A 20,709-nucleotide genomic window follows, 5' to 3' on the forward strand; every position below is an offset into this window, starting at 1 on the left:
CGGCGTCGCTTGCCGCCGCGCGGCCCGGCGGGGGACGCTGCGGGCATGGCCACCCTGCTGATCGTGCACCACACCCCCTCGCCCACCTGCCAGGCCCTGTTGGAGGCCGTCGTGGCCGGGGCGACCGCGCCCGGGATCGAGGGCGTCGACGTGGTGCGGCGGGCGGCCCTCGCGGCCACCGCCTCCGACGTCCTGGCCGCGGACGCCTACGTACTGGGCACCCCGGCCAACCTCGGGTACATGTCCGGCGCCCTCAAGCACTTCTTCGACCAGATCTACTATCCGTGCCTGGACGAGACGCGCGGCCGGCCGTTCGGCGTCTACGTGCACGGCGGCAGTGACACCACGGGCGCGCTGCGCGCCGTCGACACGGTGACGACGGGGCTCGGCTGGCGCCGTGCCGCCTCGCCGGTGTCCGTGACGGGCGAGGCCGGCCGGGCGGACCTGGAGACGTGCTGGGAGCTGGGCGCGACGCTCGCCGCCGGTCTGACGGCGTGAACCCGCCCGGTCGCGCCCGCTCCCCCGCACCCGGGGCCGGCGCGGACGGCCCCGCGATCATCGAGCGGGCCGGCGGTGTGTGAGAGCCGGGAGAGCGGACAGACGCAACCGCATGAGCAGCTTTCCGGAAAGGAGCACGTCAGGCGGGAGCCCGGCCCCGCCTGCGGCGACGCGTCGCGGGCCGGCGACGCCCGCCCTGTCGGCCACCGCGGCGTCGCCCATGCGGCCCAGTCGCGACGGCGAGGGCAGTCTGGCGCACGTGGTGGAGACCCTCCTCGACAAGGGTCTCGTCCTCAACGCCGACATCATGGTCTCCGTGGCCGGGGTCGAGCTGCTGGGCATCCGGCTGCGGGCGGCGCTGGCCTCCTTCGAGACGGCCGCGCGCTACGGGCTGGAGTTCCCCTCGGGCACGGACACGGAGACCGCCGCGTGGCGGCAGGCACGTGAGGAGAAGGAGACCTGCCCGGAGTGCGGCAAACGCGCGCCCGTCGAGCAGTTGCTGAACCAGTGGTGCCCGTGGTGCGGGTGGCGCAGCGCGCAGGCCCGGCTGCGGGAGTCGGACGACGGCCCGCGCGCCGTCGGCGGCCGGGACGGCCATGGCCGGATCGAGGTCGAGGGCGGGGACGACGCGGAGTCCGGGTCCGGACACGCGGGCGACGCCGAGCCCGAGCGCGCCGCCGCGGACCGCCCCCGGCGCGGACGGAGCGGCGGGGCGTGACGGACCGGCAGCCGCCGATGCGGCCCACCAGAGACCCCCGCGTGACCCTGGACGACCTGGTCGAGGTCCTGCTCAACAAGGGAGCGGTCCTGCACCTCGACCTCATCGTCGCGGTGGCCGACATCCCGCTGATCGGCGTCAGCATCCGCGCCGCCATCGCCGGGATGGAGACGATGCTGGAGTACGGCATGATGCGCGACTGGGACGAGGCGACCCGCGCCTGGGCCGACCGGTCCGCCGTCCGCCGTGCCCTCGAACTGCGCGAGGACGAGACCGTCATCTCCCGCACGAGCGGCGGCCACCAGTTGACGGAGGGCATCTACCACGCGTGGCGGCCCGGCACCGTCTGCCTGACCGACCGGCGTCTGGTCGTCCTGCGCGAGGAGCCCCGGGAGATCCTCTGGCAGACCGGACTCGACTCCGTGGCCGCCGTGACACTGGAACCCGAGCGCACGGTCGGCGGCGAGGAACGGCTGCGGCTGCGGGTCGCCCTGGCCGACGGCCAGGAGGTGCGCCTGTCCGCCCGGGAGCCGGGCAAGCTGCGGGACCTGCTCGCCGACGCGTGCGGCGGACGCATCGTACGGGCCTTCCCGTTCGGGTCCGCCGACGCCGAGGAGGAGCCGCTGGCCGAGGGGCATCTGTGGTTCGAGGAGGTCAGGCGAGGCGAGTCGCTGTGGCGCGGCGGCCAGGGACGGCTCACCGCCGGCCGGCTGACGTGGAAGTCGCCGCTGGACTCGCGGCCCGCCCTCGCCCTGCCGGCGGACGGCATCACCCGGGTGCGGACACCGGCCGAACGGGGTCCGGCCGGCCACCGCCTCCTGGTCCTTGAGACGGCGGCGGGCGACGAGGTGCGGCTGGCCGCCGACGACCCCGTGCCCTGGGCGCGGGCACTGACCGCGGCGGCGGCCGGACGCCCCGCCGAACCCGCCCGGCACACCGACCCGAGGGGTGAGCACATTGCCGTTGACCGTTGACGAGAAGAGCCTGAAACACGGGGTGCTGTCCCTCGTGGTGACGCTGGTGGAGGTCATCCAGGAGGCCCTGGAACGCCAGGCGATGCGCCGCATGAACGGCAGCGACCTCACCGTGGAGGAGATGGAGCGCCTCGCGGACGCCCTGCTGGAGCTGGACGAGGCGATGGAGCAGATCAAGGACGACCACGGCATCACGTCGTCCGTCGCCGATCTGCACCGGGGCCTGGACGAGGTCGTCGACGACGTGGTCGACAAGCTGATCAACCCGCGGCGCTGGGCGGAGGAGACGGAACGATGACCGACCGTACGGCGCTGTACGTCTACGCGCTCGTCCGGTATGAGGAGGGCGCCGCCGACGGCACGACCGGTCTCGACGGCCGTCCGCTGCGGCTGCTGCGCGTGCCCGGCACCGAGGTCGCCGCCCTGGTGCACGAGGGGTCCCCCACCCCGTTCCAGGGCGACGACGACCGGGTGCGCCGCTGGGTGGGCGAGCAGAACGAGGCGGTGACCACGGTGTGGGAGCGCACCGGCAGCCTCCTGCCGATGACCTTCAACGTGCTGGTCGCGGACGAGTCCCCCGAGACGGAAAGCCACACGGACGGCACCCCGGTGGGCGCCGCGGACGGCGGCACCGGGCAGAGCGCCGAGGAGCGCCTGACCCGCTGGGTCGGCGAGCGGGCGGCGGAGATCGGCGAGCACCTGGACGCGCTGTCCGGACGGTGCGAACTCCGGGTGGAGATCACCGTGGACCGCACGGCCGTCGTGGGGCGGGAGCCGGACACCGGCGAGGCGGACGCCCGGTTCGAGGGCCGGTCGGCCGGGATGCGCCGACTGCTGGCCAAGCGGCGCGAGCAGCAGGCCAGGAACGCGGCCGGGCAGCTCGCCGACGTCCTGCACGCCGAGGCGCGGCGCGCGCTGCTGTCCGTCGCCGAGGACTTCCGGGACCGCGGCCTCGGCCGCACCGGCCCGGACGAGACCGGGGTGCTCTCGGCCGCGCTGCTCGTGCGGAACGAGGACATCGACGCGGTGGGGAGCGTGCTGAGCGCACTGCGGGAGCGCGAACCCGCCACTCGCATCCGCTTCCTGGGTCCGTGGCCGCCGTACTCGTTCACCGACGACCGGTTCAGCGCGTACGGCGAGGGCGAGGGCGCAGGCGAGACCGTGGGCGCGGCCGACGACGAGGGCGGGGCGCGGCCGTCCGCCTGAGGCGAGGCGACGCGGGGGCCGTACGACCCCCGCCGAACGCCCCCCGCCGAGCAGCCCCCGCCCGTACGGCTCCCTCGCCCGTACGGCTCCCCCGCCGGTCGCCCCGGCGCGGGAGCGGTGGAGCCGGCCGGTGTCAGCCGGCCGCGTCCGCCGCCGGCAGCGCGGCGAGGACGAGGTCGATCCCGGCGAGGAACTGCTCACGGACGGCGAGACCCCGCCGGTCCCGCGCCCGCTGTACTCCCTGCCGGTGGAGCACCGCCGGGAGCGGACCCCGGGGGTGACCCTGCCGGGCGACGCGGCGCACCTGATGATCCCGTCCGGCGAGGGCGCCGACCTGGCCACGCACGACGGCGCCGAGCTCGGCAAGGCCCTCGCCGCCCGCACCGGCGACGTCGAGGCCGCGCCGAGCGCGTACGAGCGGGACCTGTTCCCGCGCGGCGCGGCGGAGGCCGCCGAGGCGTGGCGCGTGCACGAGCTGATGTACGGCCCGGACGCGCCGCGGGGCATGCTCGCGGTGCTCACCGCGCCGGAGCCCGGCGGGGACGGCGGCCGCGGTCAGAAGGCGGCCCGGAAGATGACGAACATCGTGACGGCCGAGTTCGCCGACGACATCACCGACATCGCCGTGCCCGCCGCCGCTCCCCAGGCCGCCAGGCCCACCGACGTGAAGACCGGCGGGCGGCGGCGGGACGCCGGGGCGGGGCCGAGGAGGGCCGCCACGCGCCGTGGGACGGGGCCCGGGGCGGCGAGGCCGGCCAGGGTGGCGACGGGGGTGCCGCGGGAGACGAGGGCCGCCTTGCCGATGGCCGTGGCCACCGCGCGGCGGCTGCCGACGACGCCGGCCGCCTCCTCGTCGGCCCAGCGTTCGGCGGTGTACGCCACCGCCGTCCGCAGCGGCCGCAGGAACGGGTTGGCCAGCGCGGCGAGCCGCACGGTGAGCAGGAAGCGGTGGTGGCGTCCGGCGAGGTGGGCGCGCTCGTGGGCGAAGAGCGCCCGGCGTTCGGCCGGGTCGAGGCAGTCCAGCAGGGCGGTGGTCACCACCACGCGGTCCCGCCGGCCGCCGGGCAGGGCGTACGCGTAGGGCACGTCGTCCGGCAGGACGGCCACGGACGTGCCGGGGAGCCCGGCCAGCGCGGCGTGGGCGCGGCGGCGTACCCGGCCGTGCCGCCACAGGGCCCGCCCGCAGGCCACGAGGACCACGCACAGGGCGGGGATCGCGGCCTTTCCGGCCACCTCGTCGTAGGGGACGGCGGCCCGCACCTCGGGGTCGGACCAGCCGTCGGGCAGCGGGTTGCCCGGGAGCTGGGCGGTGCCGACCACCATCACCAGCGCCAGGCACACGGTGCTGCACAGGGCCATCACCGCGGCCACGCCCGTGAGCAGCCACGTCGCGGTGCGGGGGTGCAGGTGCTGCTCGGCCAGGCGCGCGATCGGCCAGGCCGTCAGCGGCAGGACCAGTGGCAGAAAGACGAAGAGCCCCATGAGGCGTCAGTCTTCCCCTTCGCCGCCGGAGTGCCCCAGCAGGTCGCGCAGGAGACGTTCGTCGTGCGGGTCGAGGCCGGTGACGAAGCTGGCCAGGACGGCCTCGCGGTCGCTCTCGCCGTCCAGGACCTTGCGCATCTTGCGGGCGGCCAGCCCCGCCTGGTCGGCGGCGGGCGTCCAGGCGAAGGACCGGCCGGCCCGCTCCCTGGTGACCACGCCCTTGTCCAGCAGCCTGGTCAGGATGGTGATCACCGTCGTGTAGGCGAGTCCGCCGCCCAGGCGCTCCTGCACCCAGCCGGCCGTCGCCGGGCCGTCCGCCTCGCCCAGCGCCGACAGCACCAGTGCCTCCAGCTCGCCCTGCCCCCGACGGGGGCGCGGGTGATCCACCACGGTCCGTCTCCCTTCCAGCGCTTTTCCGTTTCCCGAGGCGCCATCGTATAGACGTCCGCCGCTGGACGTGCGCCTAGTGGTCGGGCCCGCAGCACTCCGCCGACGGCTCGGGGCGCGCGGTGTGGCGGTCGACCCGGCAGAAGCAGGACGCCTCGATCGGTACGTCCGCCAGCGCGGCCGCCGTCCGCAGCTGCTGGGCCACGATCCGCGCCTCCCCCTCCTTGCCGAGCCGCACCAGGCACTCGTGCAGGCCGTGCAGGGACCAGACGTTGCCGGGATGCTGCCTGGCCCGGGGCAGGGTGTCGTCGAGGCCGAGGTCGGCCCGGTAGACCGCCTCGGCGCGGGTGATCCGGCCCTGTTCCAGGAGGAGCGCGCCGTAGGCGTGCCGGGTGGGCTGCATCCAGCCCCAGGGCTCGTCGTAGGGGAGGCCGTCGTCCAGTGCGATCGACCGCTCCAGCGCGGCGAAGGCGGCACCGTGGTCGCCCTTCCTGTACTCCAGCTCCCCGTCGAGCATGGCGGCGGCCACGGCGAGGATGTCGACGCAGGTGTTGTTGAACAGGGTGCGGGAGGCGGGAACCCGGGCGACCGCCTCCTGGAAGAGTTTGCGTTCGCTCTCGGCCTCGGTGACGCGGCCGGTCGCGGAGAGGGCGACGCCGCGGGCGTAGCGGAGCATCGCACTCGTCACGCAGTACAGGTCGGGGTCGGCGGGGAACGGCGTGGCGAGGATGTCCGCCCAGCGGCCGAAGCGGATCAGCACGTGCACCCGCATGGCGAGGAAGCCCTCCAGCCAGTCGGCCATCGGCGGGCTCTCCACCCGCAGCAGCTCCTCGGGGATGGACTCCTCCAGCGCGGCGGCCGTCTCGACGGCGTCCCCGTAGCGGCCGAGGAGCATCGCGCCGTAGATCTTGAAGTGGTAGTCGTGCGACCGGTAGAGGGTGTAGAAGTTCATCGCGCCGGACCGGGCGCGGTACTTCTCGTCGGCGGCGATCGCCGCGGTGTTGTCCGAGACCACGCGCCGGTAGTCGCCGCAGAGGACCTCCAGGTGCGAGGGCATGTGCAGCAGGTGGCCCGCGTCGGGGACGAGGCCGCGCAGCCGGTCGGCGACGGTGAGGGCCGCCTCCGGGGTGGCGGACATCTCCATCAGGTGGACGTAGAGGTGCACGACGCCCGGGTGGTCGCGCCCGGCCCCGGTGGTGAGCGCGCGGTCGAGGACGGCCTTCGCCTCCAGGGTGCGGGCGCCCTCGGCGGGCCGGCCGGTGCGCGGGTCCCACAGTTCCCACGGCGTCAGGTTCATCAGCGCGTCGGCGGTGAGGGCGGCGACGTCGAGGTCGTCGGGGGCGAGTCCGTGGACGGCGCGCATGGCGTCGGCGTACGGCTCGTTCCACACCGAGCAGTCCTCGACGGCACGGGCCCGCGGGTAGCGGGCCCGCAGGGCGCCGATCAGGGCCCGCTCGACGGGTGTCGCCGCGGCCTTCGCCTTCTCGTGGGCGCGTTCGACGGCCGCGTGGGTGCGGTCGACGGTCTCGGCCAGCTCCCGGGCGTCGAACGCCTCCCAGGGCTTGTTGTAGTTGGGGCCGAGCGCGTAGGCGATGCCCCAGTACGCCATGGCACACTCCGGGTCCGCCGCCGCGGCGGCCTCGAAGCAGGAGACGGCTTCCTCGTGGTGGAAGGCGTACGTCCACACCAGTCCGCGGTCGAACCAGGTCTGGGCCTCGCGTGACGCGGTGGTCACGGGGCGGCCGTGCGCACCCAGGTCGTAGTAGTCGTCCATGCTGGACGTATAGCGCACCGCGCGGGCGGGGCCGCGGGCTTTCGGCACAACTGCGCCGGATCGTGTACGGCCCCGCCCGTCGGTGTCAGGTGAAGTTCACGTCACTGCAGATGAAGTACGTCTGGTCCATGTGGGACGCCTGCCAGATCGTGTACACGACGTGCCGGCCGCTCAGCCCCGAGGTGCTGACCGGGATGTCGTAGTTGTTGGCGGGCGCGTACGTGCCGGTCTGGGTGAGCAGTTGGAGGCTCGACCAGGTCAGGGGCTGGGTGGCGGGGTCGAAGCCCTGCTTGGTGACGTACACCTTGAAGTAGTCCGCGCCGTGGCTCGCCTGGTCGTACAGGTGGACGGTGAAGTCGTCGGTCGCGATGTCCGTGGTCTTCCAGGCGCCCACGGTGTCCAGGGCGTTGTACCGGCCGCCCTCGGTGCGGCCGCCGCTGCACAGCTGTCCGTCGGGGACGACCGCCTGGAAGTTGCCGGCGGAGCCGTTGCGGTACAGGCCGTTCCAGTTCCACATGGCGTTGGGGTCGGCCTGCCAGGCCTGCCAGCACATGGGGTCCTGGGTGGCCATGGCCGGGTTCTGGAAGTCGCTGCCCCAGCGCAGCCAGCAGCCGTAGTTGCGGGAGGCGGGGTCGATCACGGACCCGTGCGCGACGGCGGTGCCGCTCCACGGGACGAGCGCGAGGATCGCGGCGGTGAGGGCGCCGAGGAGGACGGTCAGGAGGCGGCGGGGCGCGCGGACGCCGGTCCTGGCGGAACCGGACCTGGTGTTGATGTCAGGTGCATGACAATGCATGATCTCCTTCTTCCGGGTGGGGGGCGACGGGAAGGGAGCGGTACTGCGTGTGGGAGCGCTCCCAGCTTCCAGGCTGCTCCCCGTGAAACACGGGGGCAACATTCGATTGCGTCACGTCCGGACCGGAATGGCGTGTTCGACACGGGGATTCGACACGGGAATTCGACACGGGGTCGACACAGAGATCGACACGGGGATCGGCACGGGCGCGGGCCCTGGCCCCGCACCCGTGCCCCTCGGGGCGCTACGGGCGCAGGATCAGGCGGATCGGGTCGCCCTCCTTCTTCTCCAGGCGGGCGACCGCCTCCGCCGCGTCCGCCAAGGGCAGTACGCCGCTGATGGAGCCGGAGAAGTCCAGCCGGCCGCCCTGGATCAGCCGGAGGAGCTGCGGCAGGGCCACCGGCATGTCGGAGCCGTAGTGGCCGAGGATGCGCTGCTGGAGGTAGCTGAAGCGGGTGCCGTCGGTGACGCTGAGCGGCTTGTCCGTCAGGCCCACCAGCACCAGCCGGCCCTTGGGGGCGAGGACGGTGAGCGCCTGTTCGCGCACGGCGGGCACGCCCGCGAAGTCGAAGGCGGCGGCCAGTCCGGCGCCGCCGGTCACCGCGCCGATCGCCTCGCGCAGCCCGGGATCGGCGGAGTCCAGCGCGAGGTCGGCCCCGGCGGCCAGGGCCCGCTCCCGCGCGACGGGGCTCGGGTCCACGGCCACGACCGGGCAGGCGCCGACGGCCCGCAGCAACTGGACGGCGTGCACGCCGAGTCCGCCGGCACCCCACACGCCGACCGCCTCGGCGGGCCGCACGGCGCCGGTCTCGGTGATCGCGCCCCACGGTGTCGACACGGCGTCGGGGATGATCGCGCCCTGCTCGAAGGGGATGGCGTCGGGCAGCGGGGTCAGCGCGTCGGCGGCGGACAGCGCGTACTCCGCCCAGCCGCCGTCGTAGTCGACACCCCGGGTGTAGGTGACGCCGTCGCGCACCTCACCGGCGTAGAGGACGACCCGCTGTCCGGGCGTCCAGGCCGTGACACCGGTGCCGACCTCGGCGACCGTGCCGGAGACCTCGTGGCCGAGGGTGACGGTGTCGCCCTGGAGGAACAGCGGGGTGAGCGTGCCGTCGATCAGGTGGACGTCGGAGAGGCAGACACCGGCCGCCTCGACCTTGACCAGCACCTCTCCCGGGCCGGGCGTCGGGCGGGGCACCTCCTCCACCCGCAGCGTGCGGCTCGGGACGTGCAGACGGGCGGCGAGCATCCGCGCCATGACCAACCTCCTCGGTGGCGCCGGCCCGCGCCCATATCGCAGGTCGACTTGCGTTAACCGTACACCCAACGCAGGTTGCCTTGCTTTAGGCTGGAGCGATGGTCTCGTCACACGCGCCCGAACCGCCCGCCGCGCCGCTCCGCCGCCGCGGGGAGCCGATGCGGCGGGCCGTGCTGTCGGCCGCGGTGGAACTGCTGTCGGCCCAGGGACTGGCGGGTACGACCGTCGGCGCGGTCGCACGCGCAGCGGGCGTGCACGAGACGTCCGTCTACCGCCGTTGGCGGACCCGCGAGAACCTCATCCTGGACGCGCTCACCACCGAGCTGGACTCCGCGCTGGCCGTCCCGGACACCGGGCGGATACGGGACGACCTGCTCTCCTTCTTCTCGACGCTGGCCCGGCTCCTCGCCACCCCCCAGGGCCAGGCGCTGCTGCGGCTCGGCGTCGAACGGGACGACACCCTTGAGGACCGGCGCCTGCCGTACTGGAGCGACCGTCTCGAACGGGCCGGCGTGATGGTCCGGCGCGGTGTCGAGCGCGGCGAGCTGGCCGCCGGAGCCGATCCCGGGCTGCTGGTGGAGGCGGTGAGCGGCCCGCTCTTCGTCCGCGTCCTGCTGAGCGCCGCGCCGCTGGACGAGGAACTGGTGACGGGCCTTGTGGACCTGGCGCTGGACGGGGCGCGGGCACACGGCTGACCGGGGCCGGGGCCACGGCGCGCGGGCCGGGGTCACGGCGCGCGCGAAGGGCGCCGCGGCGGCGTTCTTGTCGGTGGCCGTCTCCTGGTGCGACGATGCCCGGCACCCATCGCCGACGACGCGGGAGGCACACCGACCGTGACCGACGAGCAGCCGACACGGGCACCGGCCGCGGTCGTCTTCGACGCGCTGGGCGCCTCCTACGAGCAGGCGTTCGCGGCCTCCGAGGCGCACCGGCGCTCCCTGGAGTGGCTGCTGGCCCGGCTGGCGCCGGGCAGCCGGGTGCTGGACGCGGGCAGCGGGACCGGCCGGCCCACCGCCGAGACGCTGGCGGACGCCGGGCACGACGTCCTCGGCGTCGACGTCTCGCCGGTGATGACCGCGCTGGCGGCCCGGCAGGTGCCGGCCGCGTCGTTCCGGTGCGCGGACATCCGCGACGTCCCCCTGGCGGACGGCTCGTACGACGCCGTGTGCGTGTACTTCGCGCTGCTCCAGCTGGCCCGCGGGGAGCAGAGCGAGGTGGTGCGGCGGCTGGCCCGCGCCCTGCGGCCGACGGGTCTCCTGGCGCTGGCCACCGTGCCCCTGGACGTGGAGGACGTCGAGGGGGTCTTCCTGGGGCAGCCGGTCCGGGTGACGAGTTTCGCCGCGCGGGACCTCACGGCGATGGTCGAGGGGGCCGGACTGGACGTCCTCGCCCACGAGGAGACGCTGTTCACGCCGGCCCGCCCGGACGCGGTATCGGAGCCGCACCTGTTCCTGCACTGCCGGCTGCGGGCCACGCCACCCGCGGCCTGACCCGCGGCAACGGGGAGGCGGCCCGCACCGCGTGCCCCCGGCGGGGCAGGCAGGGCAGGCAGGGCCGGCAGGGCGACCGGTGGCGTCTGTCGGGCGGGAGCCCTGGCGGCCGTTGAGCACGGGGCCCCGCCAGCCGTATGGGGGAACAGCGCACGCGCGTGTCGGTCCGCGCGGCCAGAGTGGTTGGCATGACAGAACCCGGCGCGCGCAGGCGTTCCACGACGACCACCACCGAGCGGCCGCCGGCCGTGCGCGGGGCCGCGGACGCCGCCCGGCGCGCGGCGGACGGCCTGGCCGCGCTCGTCCACCACCGCCTGGAGGGCGTCTCCGCGGTCCGCCGCGGCGAGGACGACGGCTGGGTCGTCCACGTGGACGTCCTCGAACTGGCGCGCATCCCCGACACCACCAGTCTGCTCGCCACCTACGAGGTCGGCCTCGACCCGGCGGGCGAACTGCTCCAGTACCGCCGGATCGCGCGCTACCGGCGTGGCGCCCAGGACCAGTGACGGGCCGCCCCCACCCAGGCCCGCTCCCGGAAGGACCGTCACATGCTGACCTACGACGACGAGATCGTCTGCGCGCCCCGCGCCGGCACCCTCTACGACGTACTCGAACTCATCCTCGACCGCGGCATGGTGATCGACGTCTTCGTGCGCGTCTCGCTCGTCGGCATCGAGATCCTCAAGGTGGACGCGCGGATCGTGGTCGCGAGCGTCGACACGTACCTGCGCTTCGCCGAGGCGTGCAACCGTCTCGACCTGGAGCACGACGTGCGCTCCAAGACCGTGCCGGAGCTGTTCGGCGGCCCGGTCGCCAAGGCCGTCGGCAAGTCCGGCGCCAAGCGGACGGCCCGCTCGCTCACCGACAAGGTCCGCGACGTCCTCTCCCCCGACGAGACGGAGGACGACGACGGCCACGACGAGCGCCGCGGCTCCGGCCGTACACGGGAGCGCTCCGCGGCACGGGCCCCCGGCCGCACCGGCCGCTCCCCCGCGTCCCGCCACGGTGACGACGACCGTCCGCGCCCGCGTGCCCGGCGGCGCCCGGCGGAGGAGGAGTGACCGTGACGGCGACCGTACCCGCCACCGCCGGCGGCCTCGGCACCCTGTACGTCTACGGCATCGCCCCCGCCGGCCTGCGCACCCCGCGCGTACCGGGCGTGAACGGCGCCCCGGTCGGGCTGCTCACCGAGGATGGGCTCTGCGCGGCCGTCTCGGCGGCCCCGGAACGGCCCCGCCCGCGGCGGCGCGACCTCCTGGCCCATCAGGCGGTTCTGGACGAACTGGCCGCGCAGGGCCCCGTACTGCCCATGCGGTTCGCGGTCCTGACCCCCGAACCCGACACGCTGCGCGCCCAGCTCCGCTCCGACCGGGCGGAGTTGCTGCGACAGCTCGACGGGATCGCGGGCTGTGTGGAGATGAACGTCAAGGGGACCGTCGTACCGGGCTGCGTCGAGGAGCTGCTGCGCCGGGACGAGGGGCTGCGCGCCCTGGCCCTGCGCACCCGGCGCCGTCCGGGTTACGAGGCGAACGTGCGGCTCGGCGAGGCCCTCGCCCGGGGTGTCCGGCAGGAGGCGCGGCGCGCGGCGCGGGAGGTGCTCGCCCGGCTGGCACCGCTCGCCGTCCGGACGGCCGAGGGCCCGCTGGACGACGAACGGGTGCTCAGCACGTCCTTCCTGGTGCGGGCCGGCGACGAGCCGCGCTTCCGGCGTGAGGTCGAGGCGCGGGCCCGTGCGCACGGGGACCGGCTGGCACTCGGCGTGACCGGGCCACTGCCCTGCTACAGCTTCGTCGACGCGCGCCCCGCGCCGGCCGGGCGGTGACCCCGTGGGACTCGTGAGCGGCCTGTTGCTGCTGCCGCTGGCCCCGGTGCGCGGCACGGTCTGGGTCGCCGACCACGTCGCGCGCGAGGCCCGGCGGCAGACGGACGACCCGCGGGTCGTGCACGCGCGGCTGGCCGCGCTCCACCGCGCGCTGGAGGCCGGAGAGATCGACGAGGCGGCCTTCGAGCGCGAGGAGGACCGTCTGCTCACCCTCCTCGAACGCCGGACGGCACCGCGCGGGACCACAGACCGATCGCAGGGCTCGCGGAGATCGCAGGGCTCGCAGGGATCGCAGGGAAGGCACCTATGAGCGACAACAGGGCGGCGCTTGCGGCGGCCGTGGCCGGCGGCTATCTGCTCGGCCGTACGAAGAAGGCGAAGCTGGCGCTCGTCGTCGGCACCTACCTCGCGGGGCGGCGGCTCGGTACGACGCCGGGCCAGTTGCTGTCCCAGGGGCTGGGGCGGCTCCAGCAGGTCCCGCAGTTCCAGGAGTTGTCGGACCAGGTCCGCGGCGAGCTGCTGGCCGCCGGGCGCACGGCCGTCTCCGCCGCCGCGGGCCGCCGCATGGACCGCCTCGCCGACGCGCTCCGCGACCGCACCGACGCGCTCGCCGACGCGGGTCGCCGGGGCGACGACGGGGACGACGGGGACGACGACCGGGACGCCGGCGACGACGAAGCGTACGGGCCGGACGACCCGTACGAGGACGACGAGTACGCGGACGACGCCTACGACGAGGACGAGCCGGCGGACGAGGCACCGCCACCGCCACCCCGGAAGGCGGCGAAGAAGACGGCGAAGAAAGCCGCGAAGAAGGCGGCGAAGAAGGCTCCCGGCCCGGTGAAGAGGGCGGGCCGGGGAGGTGGGCGCGGATGAGCGCCGGCGGCTCCCCGCTGGACGGCCTCAAGGAGGCCCTCGGCGGCTACCTCTCGGCCAAGGGCTCCGCTCTGGCCGAGCGGGCCGGCGACCAGGTCAAAGGACTCACCGGCCGGCTCACCGACCTCGCCGACGGCAAGGGCGGCGGAACGGGCGGCGGCGAAGGCGACGACGGCGGCGGCCGGGACAGCGGCGGGAACGGCCGGGACGGTGGCGGCGGGGGTGGCGGCCGTCCGCGCGGCAGTGTCAAGGCCACGCACATCATGGAGACGGTCGACGTCGGTGTGCCCTTGCGTACCGTCTACGACCACTGGACACGCTTCGAGGAGTTCAGCGACTTCACCAAGGGCGTGCGCAGCGTCAGCAAGAACGACGAGACGACCTCCGACTGGAACGTCAAGGTCGGCCCGTCCGCCCGCGGCTGGAAGGCGACCGTCCAGGAGCAGGTCCCCGACGAGCGGATCGTGTGGACCTCCGAGGGCGCCAAGGGCAGCACCACCGGCGTCGTCACCTTCCACGCCCTCGCCCCGTCCCTGACCCGGATCGTCGTGGTCGTCGAGTACTACCCGGCGGGCTTCTTCGAGAAGACCGGCAACCTGTGGCGCGCGCAGGGGCGCCGGCTGCGGCTCGACCTGAAGCACTTCGCACGCCACGTCACGCTCCGGGGCGACGAGGAGGTGGAGGGCTGGCGCGGCGAGATCCGCGAGGGCGAGGTCGTCCGCTCCCACGAGGAGGCGCTGGAGGACGAGGAGAACGCCGACGCGGACGAGTATGGCGACGAGGACTACGACGAGTACGGCGACGGGGACGGCCGAGGAGGCGAGTACGGCGACGAGGACTACGACGACGAGGACGAGGACGACGAGGCGTACGACCCGGACGAGGACGGGGACGAGGACGACGCCTACGACGACGAGGGCCGCGGACCGGACGCGGACGACGACCGTGCCGCCCCGCCCGCCCGCCGCCGGCGCTGACCTCCCGGGGAGCACACCGTGACCGATCTCGACCGCCGGTACGTGGGCCCGGAGACCCAGCCGTACGCGCCCGTCACCGGCAACCTCGCCGACCTGCTGGAACGCGTCCTGGACAAGGGCATCGTCATCGCCGGCGACATCAAGATCGACCTGCTCGACATCGAGCTGCTCACCATCCGCCTGCGGCTCTTCATCGCCTCGGTGGACACGGCGAAGAAGGCCGGGATCGACTGGTGGGAGACGGACCCGGCGCTGTCCTCCCGGGCCGCGCGGGACGCGCTCGCCGAGGAGAACGCCTGGCTGCGGAAGCGGCTCGACGCCCTGGAGGAACCGGACGGCGCCCGGGAGGAAGGGCCCGCCGACGACACCGATGAGGAGACCCGTTGAGCCAGCCGCCCGCGTCCGGCACCGTCGTGTGCGTGTTCGCCGTCAGTCCCGCGCCCCCGCGGGCCGAGGATCTGGCGGCGGCCGCCGGCCACGAGGAGGGCGGGCTCCTGCGCGTCCTGCCCGCCGGGGAGCTGTACCTGGTCGTGCAGGACGTGCCCGCCGCGTCGTTCGACGAGGCCGCCCTCACGGAACGCCTCAACCGGCCCGCCGATCTCGAACGGTGCGCCCGTGCCCACCACCGGGGCGTCGAGGCGGCGGCCCGCCCGGGACCCGTGGTACCGCTGCCCCTGGCCACGCTCTACCGCAGCGACCGCGGCGCCGTCGAGGCCGTCACCGCCCGCGCGGCGGTGTTCGCCACGCTCCTCGACCGGCTGCGGGGGCGTACCGAGTGGGCGGTCAAGGTGCACGCCGCGGCGCCGGGCGGCGAGGCCACCGAGCCCACTCGGGCATCCGGGCCCACTCGGGCATCCGGGCCCGCCCAGGCATCCGAGGCCGCCCAGGCATCCGAGGCCGCAGAGGCCCACGAATGCCCCGTAGGCCCCGGAGAACCCGAGGCCCTCTCCCCCTCCCCCTCCCCTGGGGCCGGCGGGCGGGCCTACCTGAGCCGGGCCAGCGCGCGGCGGCGGGTCCGGCAGGACGGCCGGGACCGGGCCGCGGCCGCAGCGGAGGCGGTCGACGCGGAGCTGCGGCGGTACGCCGTCGCGGTGACCCGGCACCGCCCGCAGAGCGAGCGGCTGACCGGCCGTCGTACGGCGCAACTGCTCAACGCCGCCTACCTGGTGGACGACGCCCGCCGCGCCGACTTCACCGCGGCGCTGTCCCGGCTCGGCGCCGACGGCGCCACGGACGTCGACGTCAGCGCCTCGGGGCCCTGGATCCCGTACTCCTTCGCACGGAGCGAGGAGGAACCGGAGGTGGTGCGGTCGTGACCGTCCCGGACGTACGCGCCCCCGGGCTCACCCACGTACCGTGGAACGGCCCCGAGCAGTACGCGCCGCTCGGGGTCCCCCTCGTCGACCTGCTCGACCGGGTCCTCGCCACCGGTGTCGTGGTCAGCGGCGACCTGGTGCTGGCCATCGCCGACGTACCGCTGGTGCGGGTGTCGCTGCACGCCCTGCTGTCGTCGGTGAACGAGCGGGTCCCCTCGCCCTGGCCGGACAGCGGGCCGCTGTGACGGCGCCCCACGACAGCACCCACGACCGCACCCGCGACCGCACGCTCGACCTGGACCCGGACCGGGTCGGCAACGACCTGGCCGCCCTCGTGCTCACCGTCGTGGAACTGCTGCGGCAGCTGATGGAGCGGCAGGCCGTGCGCCGGTTCGAGGCGGGGACGCTGAGCGAGGAGCAGGAGGACCGGCTCGGTACCGCGCTGATGCTGCTCGACCGGCGCATGGACGAGCTGTGCGAGCAGCACGGGCTGACCCGCGCCGACCTCAACCTCGACCTCGGCCCGCTGGGCCCGCTGCTCGCCGACCCCGAACCCTGAGCCCGTTCCCGCCCCGCCCGGCTCCCGCCGCCGATCCGGCGATCGCTATGATGACCAGAAACGCTCAAACGAACATTCCTCCCGGGCGGGATCCGGGAACTCGGGTGGGGAGGCCCTGGTGCGGGAGCCGGTCGATCTCAGGCGCAAGCGGATCCTGGCGGCGGTCCGGGCGCGGGGCACCGCGCGGGTGCGCGACCTCGCCGAGGAGTTGCAGGTCTCGGTGGTGACGGTGCGCCGGGACGTGGAGGAGCTGACCCGGGAGGGCCGGCTGCGGCGCGGCCACGGGGTGGTGCGCTCGACGCTGCCGGCCGAGGAGACGCCCGTACGGGATCTCGCGGACGGGGACCGGGTGGCGGTGGTGGTTCCGGAGCGGCACTCGTACCTGACGGAGATCCTGCACGGCGCCCGCACGGTGCTGGAGGAGGCGGGGCTGCGGTTCGCCCTGCACATCGCGCCCCGCGCCGCCGGCGCCGAACGCGCCTTGGTGGAGCGGGCGTTGACGGACGGCGCCCGGGGCCTGCTGTTCGCGCCGCGCTGGCTGAGCCGCGCGGACGAGGAGGCCGACTACGGCTGGCTCGCGGCGCTGGAGGTGCCGACGGTGCTGATGGAGCGGCGGCCCCGGCCGGGCGGCGCGGCGCACGCGCTGGACACGGTCTGCTCGGACCACTGGTACGGCGCGCATCTCGCCGTGGATCACCTGGTCGGGCTGGGGCACCGGAGGATCGTCTTCGCGACGCGGGAGGACAGCCCGACCGCCCGCACACTGCGGGAGGCGTTCACGCGCATCGCCGAGGCGCACCCGCTGGTGGAGGCGTGGGCGTGGGCACTGAGCGCGCCGTCGGCCGGGAACGAGGGGCCGTACACGGCGGCGGAGACGGCCGACGTGCCGGCGCTGCTGCGCCGGACGGAGGCGACGGCGGCCGTGCTGCACGGTGACGAGGACGCCCTGATGGCCGTGCAGCGGCTGGCCGAGACGGGGGTGCGGGTGCCGGAGGACTGCTCGGTGGTGGCCTACGACGACGTGGTGGCGGCGCTGGGTTCGCTGCCGCTGACGGCGGTGTCGCCGCCGCGCGCGGAGGTCGGCCGGGTGGCGGCGGAACTGCTGCTGCACCGGCTGGCGGAGCCGTCCGGCACGGGGCGCGGCGCGCGGCGGGTGGAGGTGCTCCCGCACCTGACGGTGCGCGGTTCCACCCGGCGGCTGCCGTGACGGCCGCTCCGCCCACCGGCCCTCACACACCCACTCGATCGTTTGATCGTTTGATTTACTTCTGATCGATCTATTGACCGTTTGCGTCGGGCCGTTCAGGATTCCCGTGTCCCGAACAGCCGTGCCCGTGAGGCACGCAGGAGCCGCGGGAGGCGCCATGCCCGGTCGACACCGTCGTCGAACCGTGCTCGCCGCGATGACCGCCGTACCGCTGTCAGGAGCCCTCGGCGCCTGCAGCCCAGGAGACGGCGGCGGTCGGTCGGACGGCACGAGCAGAACCACGCGCATCACCTTCTGGTCCGCCCTGCGCGGCAGCCAGGAGGTGGTCGACGCTTTCAACCGCACCCACGACCGCGTCCAGGTCGACTTCCAGCAGATCCCCTCCGGCGGGCAGGGCGGTTACGCCAAGCTCAGCAACGCCGCGCGGGCCGGCAACGCCCCCGATGTCGCCACCATCGAGTATCCGCAGGTCCCGGGGTACGCCATCGACGGTGTCGCCCGTGACATCACCGACCTGGTCGACGACTCGCTGCGGCGCAAGCTGCTCCCGCAGGCGCTCGGGCTGACCACGTTCGAGAACCGGGTGTTCAGCATCCCGCTGGACATAGAGCCGATGGTGATGCACTACCGCGCCGATCTGTTCGACCGGTACGGGCTGGAACCCGCCCGTACCTGGGACGAGTTCGCCGAGCAGGCCGCCACCGTGCGGCGCAAGGCGTCCGACCGGCGGCTGGTGCTCTTCCCCACCGACGGGATGACCCAGTTCGCGGCGTACGCCTGGCAGGCCGGTGCCCGCTGGTTCGACACCTCGAAGGGCGCCTGGAACGTCTCCCTCGCCGACGGGCCCTCCCGGCGGGTCGGCGGCTACTGGCAGCGGCTCATCGACGCCGACGACGTGTTCATGAACGCCGTCGAGAGCCGCCAGTCGGACGCCCAGATCGGCAACGGCCTGGTCCTCACCCGGCTCAGCGGCGCCTGGGACGCCGGCGCGCAGATGAACGCCCGGCCCGGCCAGAAGGGGCAGTGGCGGATCGCCCCGCTCCCCCAGTGGGACACCGCCCGGCCCGCCGTCGGCACCCACGGCGGCTCCACCTTCGCCGTCACCAAGGACAGCCGGCACCCCGAGGCGGCCATGGAGTTCATCGCCTGGCAGGTCTCCCACCCCGACGCGCTGCGCGCCCGGCTCTCCAGCGGCACCAGCAGCCAGTACCCGGCCGCGCCCGGCCTGGTCTCCGTGGGGCGCGAGGCGTTCGACCGGTCGTACTACGGCGGGCAGGACATCTACTCCCTGTTCGATGAGGAGGCCGAGAAGATCGGCGAGGGGTGGACCTGGGGGCCGCGGATGACCGCCACCCAGAAGGTCATGCAGGACTCCTTCGCCCGGGTCGGCGGCGGACAGGGCAGCCTCGTCGACTCGCTGCGCACCGCGCAGGAGGGCACCATGCCCGACCTGAAAGCGCTCGGCCTCGCCACCACCCAGCACTCCACCTGAGCCGTCGAAAGGCAGGTGACACCCCCATGACCGCGACCACCCACTCCCGGGTGCCGGCCGGCGCCCCGGGCGCCGCGGCCCCCGCGCCGTCCGCGTCCGGCATCCGCGCCCGCAGAGCCGCCGAGCGCCGTCGGCTGACCGCCTGCGGCGTGCTCATGACGCCGTTCTTCGCCCTGCTGATCACCGTCTTCCTGATCCCCGTCGGCACGGCCGTCTACCTGAGCTTCTACAGCGACGACCAGCCCGGCCTCGGCTTCGGCCCCGAGCGCACCGTCTTCGTCGGGCTGCGCTCCTACGCCGCCGTGCTGACCGACCCGACCTTCCTCGGCGGGCTCGGCACCGTCGCCCTGTACTGCCTGATCTACATCCCGCTGATGGTCGTCGGCGCGCTCGCCCTCGCCCTGCTGCTGGACTCCGGGGTGGCGAAGTTCCGTGCCTTCGCCCAGCTCGGCCTCTTCCTGCCGCACGCCGTGCCCGGCATCATCGCGGCGCTGATCTGGCTGTACCTGTACACCCCCGGCATCAGCCCGGTCATCGACCTGTTCGCCCGCGCCGACATCACGATCGACTTCCTCGGCGTGCACACGGTGGTCCCGTCCATCGTCAACATCGCCCTGTGGAGCAACCTCGGCTACAACATGGTGGTCTTCTACGCCGCCCTCCAGGCCGTGCCGCGCGAGGTGATCGAGGCGTCCGTCGTGGACGGCGCCGGTCCCGTGCGCACCGCGCTCCAGGTGAAGACCCCCCTCGTGCGCGCCTCGATCGTGATGGTCGCCATCTTCACCCTGATCTGGGCACTCCAGCTCTTCACCGAGCCGATGCTGCTCAGCCAGTCCTCCCCGATGATCAACTCCCGGTTCTCGCCGAGCATGTACATCTACGACGCGGCGTTCAACCGCAACAACTACAGCCTGGCGGCGGCCGCCTCCGTGGTGCTGCTGGTGTGCACCATCGCCCTGTCCTACGGCGTCACCCGCTTCACCGGCCGCGCCGACGCCGAGGAGACCCGATGAGCGCCGCCGACTCCACCCTGCTCCGCCCCCGGCTGCTGGGCCGTGCCACGGTCAACGTGGTGGTGGCGGTCTCCGTCCTGTACACGCTGCTGCCGGTGGTGTGGCTGGTGCTGGCCGCGACCAAGGACCGGGACGCGCTGTTCGGCAGCGACCTGCTGTCGCTGAGCGACTTCTCCTTCGTGCGGAACCTGAAGGACCTGTTCGCCATGGACGGCGGGCTGTACGGCCGCTGGTACGTCAACAGCCTGCTCTACGCCGTGCTGGGCGCGGCGCTCGGCGCGCTGATCAGCGTGGCCTGCGGCTACGCCTTCGACAAGTACCGCTTCCGGCACAAGGAGAAGCTGTTCGGGCTGGTGCTGGCGGCGGTCATGGTGCCGCAGACGGTGCTGGCGCTGCCGCTGTACCTGATGGCCTCCGAGACCGGCGTGGTCAACACCTTCTGGGCGGTGTTCGTGCCGGTGCTGTTCAACCCCTTCGGGGTCTACCTAGGCCGGATCTTCAGCCGGGGGTACGTGCCCGACGAGGTGCTGGAGGCCGCCCGGGTGGACGGGGCCGGCGAGCTGATGGCGTACGCGCGCGTGGCGCTGAGGATGCTCGGCCCCGGTCTGATCACCGTCTTCCTGTTCCAGCTCACCGCGATCTGGAACAACTTCTTCCTGCCGATGGTGATGCTGTCGGACCAGGACCTGTATCCCGTCAGCCTCGGCCTGTACCAGTGGAACAGCTCCGCCTCGGTCTCGCCGGAGTACTACCCCGTGGTCATCATGGGGTCGTTGCTCGCCATCGCCCCGCTCATCCTCGCCTTCGTGCTGCTCCAGCGTTTCTGGCGCAGCGGACTGACGGCCGGAGCCGTCAAGTGACCCT

26 protein-coding genes and 1 pseudogene are annotated in these 20,709 nt (G+C 74.2%); 22 read left to right on the forward strand and 5 right to left on the reverse strand.

Going from position 1 to position 20,709, the window contains the following annotated elements; all coding sequences use genetic code 11:
* Nucleotides 1-45: 45 nt before the first annotated feature.
* From UW392_RS10380 to UW392_RS10405, 6 genes and pseudogenes are all read left to right on the forward strand, one after another.
* The gene (locus UW392_RS10380) at nt 46-498 is read left to right on the forward strand and encodes a flavodoxin family protein (RefSeq protein ID WP_320774624.1); all 453 of its coding nucleotides are present in this window, start codon (nt 46-48) and stop codon (nt 496-498) included.
* A gap of 220 nt (nt 499-718) precedes the next feature.
* Entirely contained in the window at nt 719-1,216 is a 498-nt protein-coding gene (locus tag UW392_RS10385) for a gas vesicle protein (protein WP_320774625.1), read from the forward strand.
* A gap of 41 nt (nt 1,217-1,257) precedes the next feature.
* Nucleotides 1,258-2,190 carry a gas vesicle protein gene (locus UW392_RS10390; protein WP_320774626.1) on the forward strand — a complete coding sequence of 311 codons (933 nt, stop codon included), beginning with the start codon at nt 1,258-1,260 and terminating at the stop codon, nt 2,188-2,190.
* On the forward strand, nt 2,180-2,488 hold the full coding sequence (locus UW392_RS10395) for a gas vesicle protein K (RefSeq protein WP_320774627.1): 309 nt from the start codon (nt 2,180-2,182) through the stop codon (nt 2,486-2,488). The genes UW392_RS10390 and UW392_RS10395 overlap by 11 nt, the downstream gene beginning before the upstream one ends.
* Nucleotides 2,485-3,396, forward strand: coding sequence for a GvpL/GvpF family gas vesicle protein (locus tag UW392_RS10400; protein ID WP_320774628.1), 912 nt, complete (start codon nt 2,485-2,487; stop codon nt 3,394-3,396). Before UW392_RS10395 ends, UW392_RS10400 begins: the two co-directional genes overlap by 4 nt.
* Before the next feature lie 193 nt (nt 3,397-3,589).
* A pseudogene (locus UW392_RS10405) lies at nt 3,590-3,928 on the forward strand (FAD-dependent oxidoreductase); the annotation flags it as partial.
* A gap of 23 nt (nt 3,929-3,951) precedes the next feature.
* Here UW392_RS10405 and UW392_RS10410 read toward each other — a convergent pair.
* The 5 genes from UW392_RS10410 to UW392_RS10430 all read right to left on the reverse strand — a co-directional run bounded on the left by UW392_RS10410 (nt 3,952) and on the right by UW392_RS10430 (nt 9,093).
* Complete coding sequence (locus tag UW392_RS10410; RefSeq protein ID WP_320774629.1) at nt 3,952-4,878, reverse strand: M56 family metallopeptidase; 927 nt, start codon at nt 4,876-4,878, stop codon at nt 3,952-3,954.
* 6 nt (nt 4,879-4,884) lie between these two features.
* Nucleotides 4,885-5,268 carry a BlaI/MecI/CopY family transcriptional regulator gene (locus UW392_RS10415; protein ID WP_320774630.1) on the reverse strand — a complete coding sequence of 128 codons (384 nt, stop codon included), beginning with the start codon at nt 5,266-5,268 and terminating at the stop codon, nt 4,885-4,887.
* Between the two features lie 73 nt (nt 5,269-5,341).
* On the reverse strand, nt 5,342-7,039 hold the full coding sequence (locus tag UW392_RS10420) for a hypothetical protein (protein WP_320774631.1): 1,698 nt from the start codon (nt 7,037-7,039) through the stop codon (nt 5,342-5,344).
* An 85-nt stretch (nt 7,040-7,124) separates the two neighbouring features.
* Nucleotides 7,125-7,835 carry a lytic polysaccharide monooxygenase gene (locus tag UW392_RS10425; RefSeq protein WP_320774632.1) on the reverse strand — a complete coding sequence of 237 codons (711 nt, stop codon included), beginning with the start codon at nt 7,833-7,835 and terminating at the stop codon, nt 7,125-7,127.
* Between the two features lie 244 nt (nt 7,836-8,079).
* Nucleotides 8,080-9,093, reverse strand: a complete 1,014-nt coding sequence (locus UW392_RS10430; protein WP_320774633.1) for a zinc-binding dehydrogenase — start codon at nt 9,091-9,093, stop codon at nt 8,080-8,082.
* Nucleotides 9,094-9,191: 98 nt separating this feature from the next.
* On the opposite strand from UW392_RS10430, the gene UW392_RS10435 reads away from it, so the two are divergent.
* The 16 genes from UW392_RS10435 to UW392_RS10510 all read left to right on the forward strand — a co-directional run bounded on the left by UW392_RS10435 (nt 9,192) and on the right by UW392_RS10510 (nt 20,705).
* Complete coding sequence (locus tag UW392_RS10435) at nt 9,192-9,788, forward strand: TetR/AcrR family transcriptional regulator (RefSeq protein WP_320774634.1); 597 nt, start codon at nt 9,192-9,194, stop codon at nt 9,786-9,788.
* Nucleotides 9,789-9,926: 138 nt separating this feature from the next.
* On the forward strand, nt 9,927-10,583 hold the full coding sequence (locus UW392_RS10440; RefSeq protein ID WP_320774635.1) for a class I SAM-dependent methyltransferase: 657 nt from the start codon (nt 9,927-9,929) through the stop codon (nt 10,581-10,583).
* 188 nt (nt 10,584-10,771) lie between these two features.
* Complete coding sequence (locus tag UW392_RS10445; protein ID WP_320774636.1) at nt 10,772-11,089, forward strand: gas vesicle protein; 318 nt, start codon at nt 10,772-10,774, stop codon at nt 11,087-11,089.
* A 42-nt stretch (nt 11,090-11,131) separates the two neighbouring features.
* Nucleotides 11,132-11,644 (forward strand): gas vesicle structural protein GvpA, encoded by a 513-nt coding sequence (locus UW392_RS10450; protein WP_320774637.1) that lies wholly within the window; start codon nt 11,132-11,134, stop codon nt 11,642-11,644.
* Nucleotides 11,641-12,405, forward strand: coding sequence for a GvpL/GvpF family gas vesicle protein (locus UW392_RS10455; protein ID WP_414495894.1), 765 nt, complete (start codon nt 11,641-11,643; stop codon nt 12,403-12,405). The genes UW392_RS10450 and UW392_RS10455 overlap by 4 nt, the downstream gene beginning before the upstream one ends.
* Nucleotides 12,406-12,409: 4 nt before the next feature.
* Nucleotides 12,410-12,715, forward strand: a complete 306-nt coding sequence (locus tag UW392_RS10460; protein ID WP_320774639.1) for a gas vesicle protein GvpG — start codon at nt 12,410-12,412, stop codon at nt 12,713-12,715.
* A complete protein-coding gene (locus UW392_RS10465; RefSeq protein WP_320774640.1) occupies nt 12,712-13,281 on the forward strand; it encodes a hypothetical protein in 570 nt (189 codons plus the stop codon). Before UW392_RS10460 ends, UW392_RS10465 begins: the two co-directional genes overlap by 4 nt.
* The gene (locus tag UW392_RS10470; protein WP_320774641.1) at nt 13,278-14,258 is read left to right on the forward strand and encodes an SRPBCC family protein; all 981 of its coding nucleotides are present in this window, start codon (nt 13,278-13,280) and stop codon (nt 14,256-14,258) included. The genes UW392_RS10465 and UW392_RS10470 overlap by 4 nt, the downstream gene beginning before the upstream one ends.
* Before the next feature lie 18 nt (nt 14,259-14,276).
* Entirely contained in the window at nt 14,277-14,645 is a 369-nt protein-coding gene (locus UW392_RS10475; protein WP_320774642.1) for a gas vesicle protein, read from the forward strand.
* Complete coding sequence (locus tag UW392_RS10480; RefSeq protein WP_320774643.1) at nt 14,642-15,574, forward strand: GvpL/GvpF family gas vesicle protein; 933 nt, start codon at nt 14,642-14,644, stop codon at nt 15,572-15,574. Before UW392_RS10475 ends, UW392_RS10480 begins: the two co-directional genes overlap by 4 nt.
* Nucleotides 15,571-15,819, forward strand: a complete 249-nt coding sequence (locus tag UW392_RS10485; RefSeq protein WP_320774644.1) for a gas vesicle protein — start codon at nt 15,571-15,573, stop codon at nt 15,817-15,819. The genes UW392_RS10480 and UW392_RS10485 overlap by 4 nt, the downstream gene beginning before the upstream one ends.
* Entirely contained in the window at nt 15,816-16,133 is a 318-nt protein-coding gene (locus UW392_RS10490) for a gas vesicle protein K (RefSeq protein ID WP_320774645.1), read from the forward strand. Before UW392_RS10485 ends, UW392_RS10490 begins: the two co-directional genes overlap by 4 nt.
* Nucleotides 16,134-16,251: 118 nt before the next feature.
* Nucleotides 16,252-17,340, forward strand: coding sequence for a substrate-binding domain-containing protein (locus UW392_RS10495; RefSeq protein WP_320774646.1), 1,089 nt, complete (start codon nt 16,252-16,254; stop codon nt 17,338-17,340).
* 157 nt (nt 17,341-17,497) lie between these two features.
* Entirely contained in the window at nt 17,498-18,832 is a 1,335-nt protein-coding gene (locus tag UW392_RS10500) for a sugar ABC transporter substrate-binding protein (protein WP_320774647.1), read from the forward strand.
* A 26-nt stretch (nt 18,833-18,858) separates the two neighbouring features.
* Nucleotides 18,859-19,845, forward strand: coding sequence for a sugar ABC transporter permease (locus UW392_RS10505; RefSeq protein WP_320774648.1), 987 nt, complete (start codon nt 18,859-18,861; stop codon nt 19,843-19,845).
* Nucleotides 19,842-20,705, forward strand: a complete 864-nt coding sequence (locus UW392_RS10510; RefSeq protein ID WP_320774649.1) for a carbohydrate ABC transporter permease — start codon at nt 19,842-19,844, stop codon at nt 20,703-20,705. Before UW392_RS10505 ends, UW392_RS10510 begins: the two co-directional genes overlap by 4 nt.
* Nucleotides 20,706-20,709 lie beyond the last annotated feature (4 nt).

The organism is Streptomyces sp. CRN 30 (assembly GCF_034105845.1).

Excerpts from the sequence above, each read along its gene's own strand:
- UW392_RS10450 (WP_320774637.1), top strand. The coding sequence starts at position 11,132 with ATGCTGACCTACGACGACGAGATCGTCTGCGCGCCCCGCGCCGGCACC.
- UW392_RS10400 (WP_320774628.1), top strand. The coding sequence starts at position 2,485 with ATGACCGACCGTACGGCGCTGTACGTCTACGCGCTCGTCCGGTATGAG.
- UW392_RS10385 (WP_320774625.1), top strand. The coding sequence starts at position 719 with ATGCGGCCCAGTCGCGACGGCGAGGGCAGTCTGGCGCACGTGGTGGAG.
- UW392_RS10425 (WP_320774632.1), bottom strand. The coding sequence starts at position 7,835 with ATGCATTGTCATGCACCTGACATCAACACCAGGTCCGGTTCCGCCAGG.
- UW392_RS10445 (WP_320774636.1), top strand. The coding sequence starts at position 10,772 with ATGACAGAACCCGGCGCGCGCAGGCGTTCCACGACGACCACCACCGAG.
- UW392_RS10430 (WP_320774633.1), bottom strand. The coding sequence starts at position 9,093 with ATGGCGCGGATGCTCGCCGCCCGTCTGCACGTCCCGAGCCGCACGCTG.
- UW392_RS10435 (WP_320774634.1), top strand. The coding sequence starts at position 9,192 with ATGGTCTCGTCACACGCGCCCGAACCGCCCGCCGCGCCGCTCCGCCGC.
- UW392_RS10410 (WP_320774629.1), bottom strand. The coding sequence starts at position 4,878 with ATGGGGCTCTTCGTCTTTCTGCCACTGGTCCTGCCGCTGACGGCCTGG.
- UW392_RS10465 (WP_320774640.1), top strand. The coding sequence starts at position 12,712 with ATGAGCGACAACAGGGCGGCGCTTGCGGCGGCCGTGGCCGGCGGCTAT.
- UW392_RS10510 (WP_320774649.1), top strand. The coding sequence starts at position 19,842 with ATGAGCGCCGCCGACTCCACCCTGCTCCGCCCCCGGCTGCTGGGCCGT.
- UW392_RS10380 (WP_320774624.1), top strand. The coding sequence starts at position 46 with ATGGCCACCCTGCTGATCGTGCACCACACCCCCTCGCCCACCTGCCAG.
- UW392_RS10420 (WP_320774631.1), bottom strand. The coding sequence starts at position 7,039 with ATGGACGACTACTACGACCTGGGTGCGCACGGCCGCCCCGTGACCACC.
- UW392_RS10470 (WP_320774641.1), top strand. The coding sequence starts at position 13,278 with ATGAGCGCCGGCGGCTCCCCGCTGGACGGCCTCAAGGAGGCCCTCGGC.
- UW392_RS10500 (WP_320774647.1), top strand. The coding sequence starts at position 17,498 with ATGCCCGGTCGACACCGTCGTCGAACCGTGCTCGCCGCGATGACCGCC.
- UW392_RS10505 (WP_320774648.1), top strand. The coding sequence starts at position 18,859 with ATGACCGCGACCACCCACTCCCGGGTGCCGGCCGGCGCCCCGGGCGCC.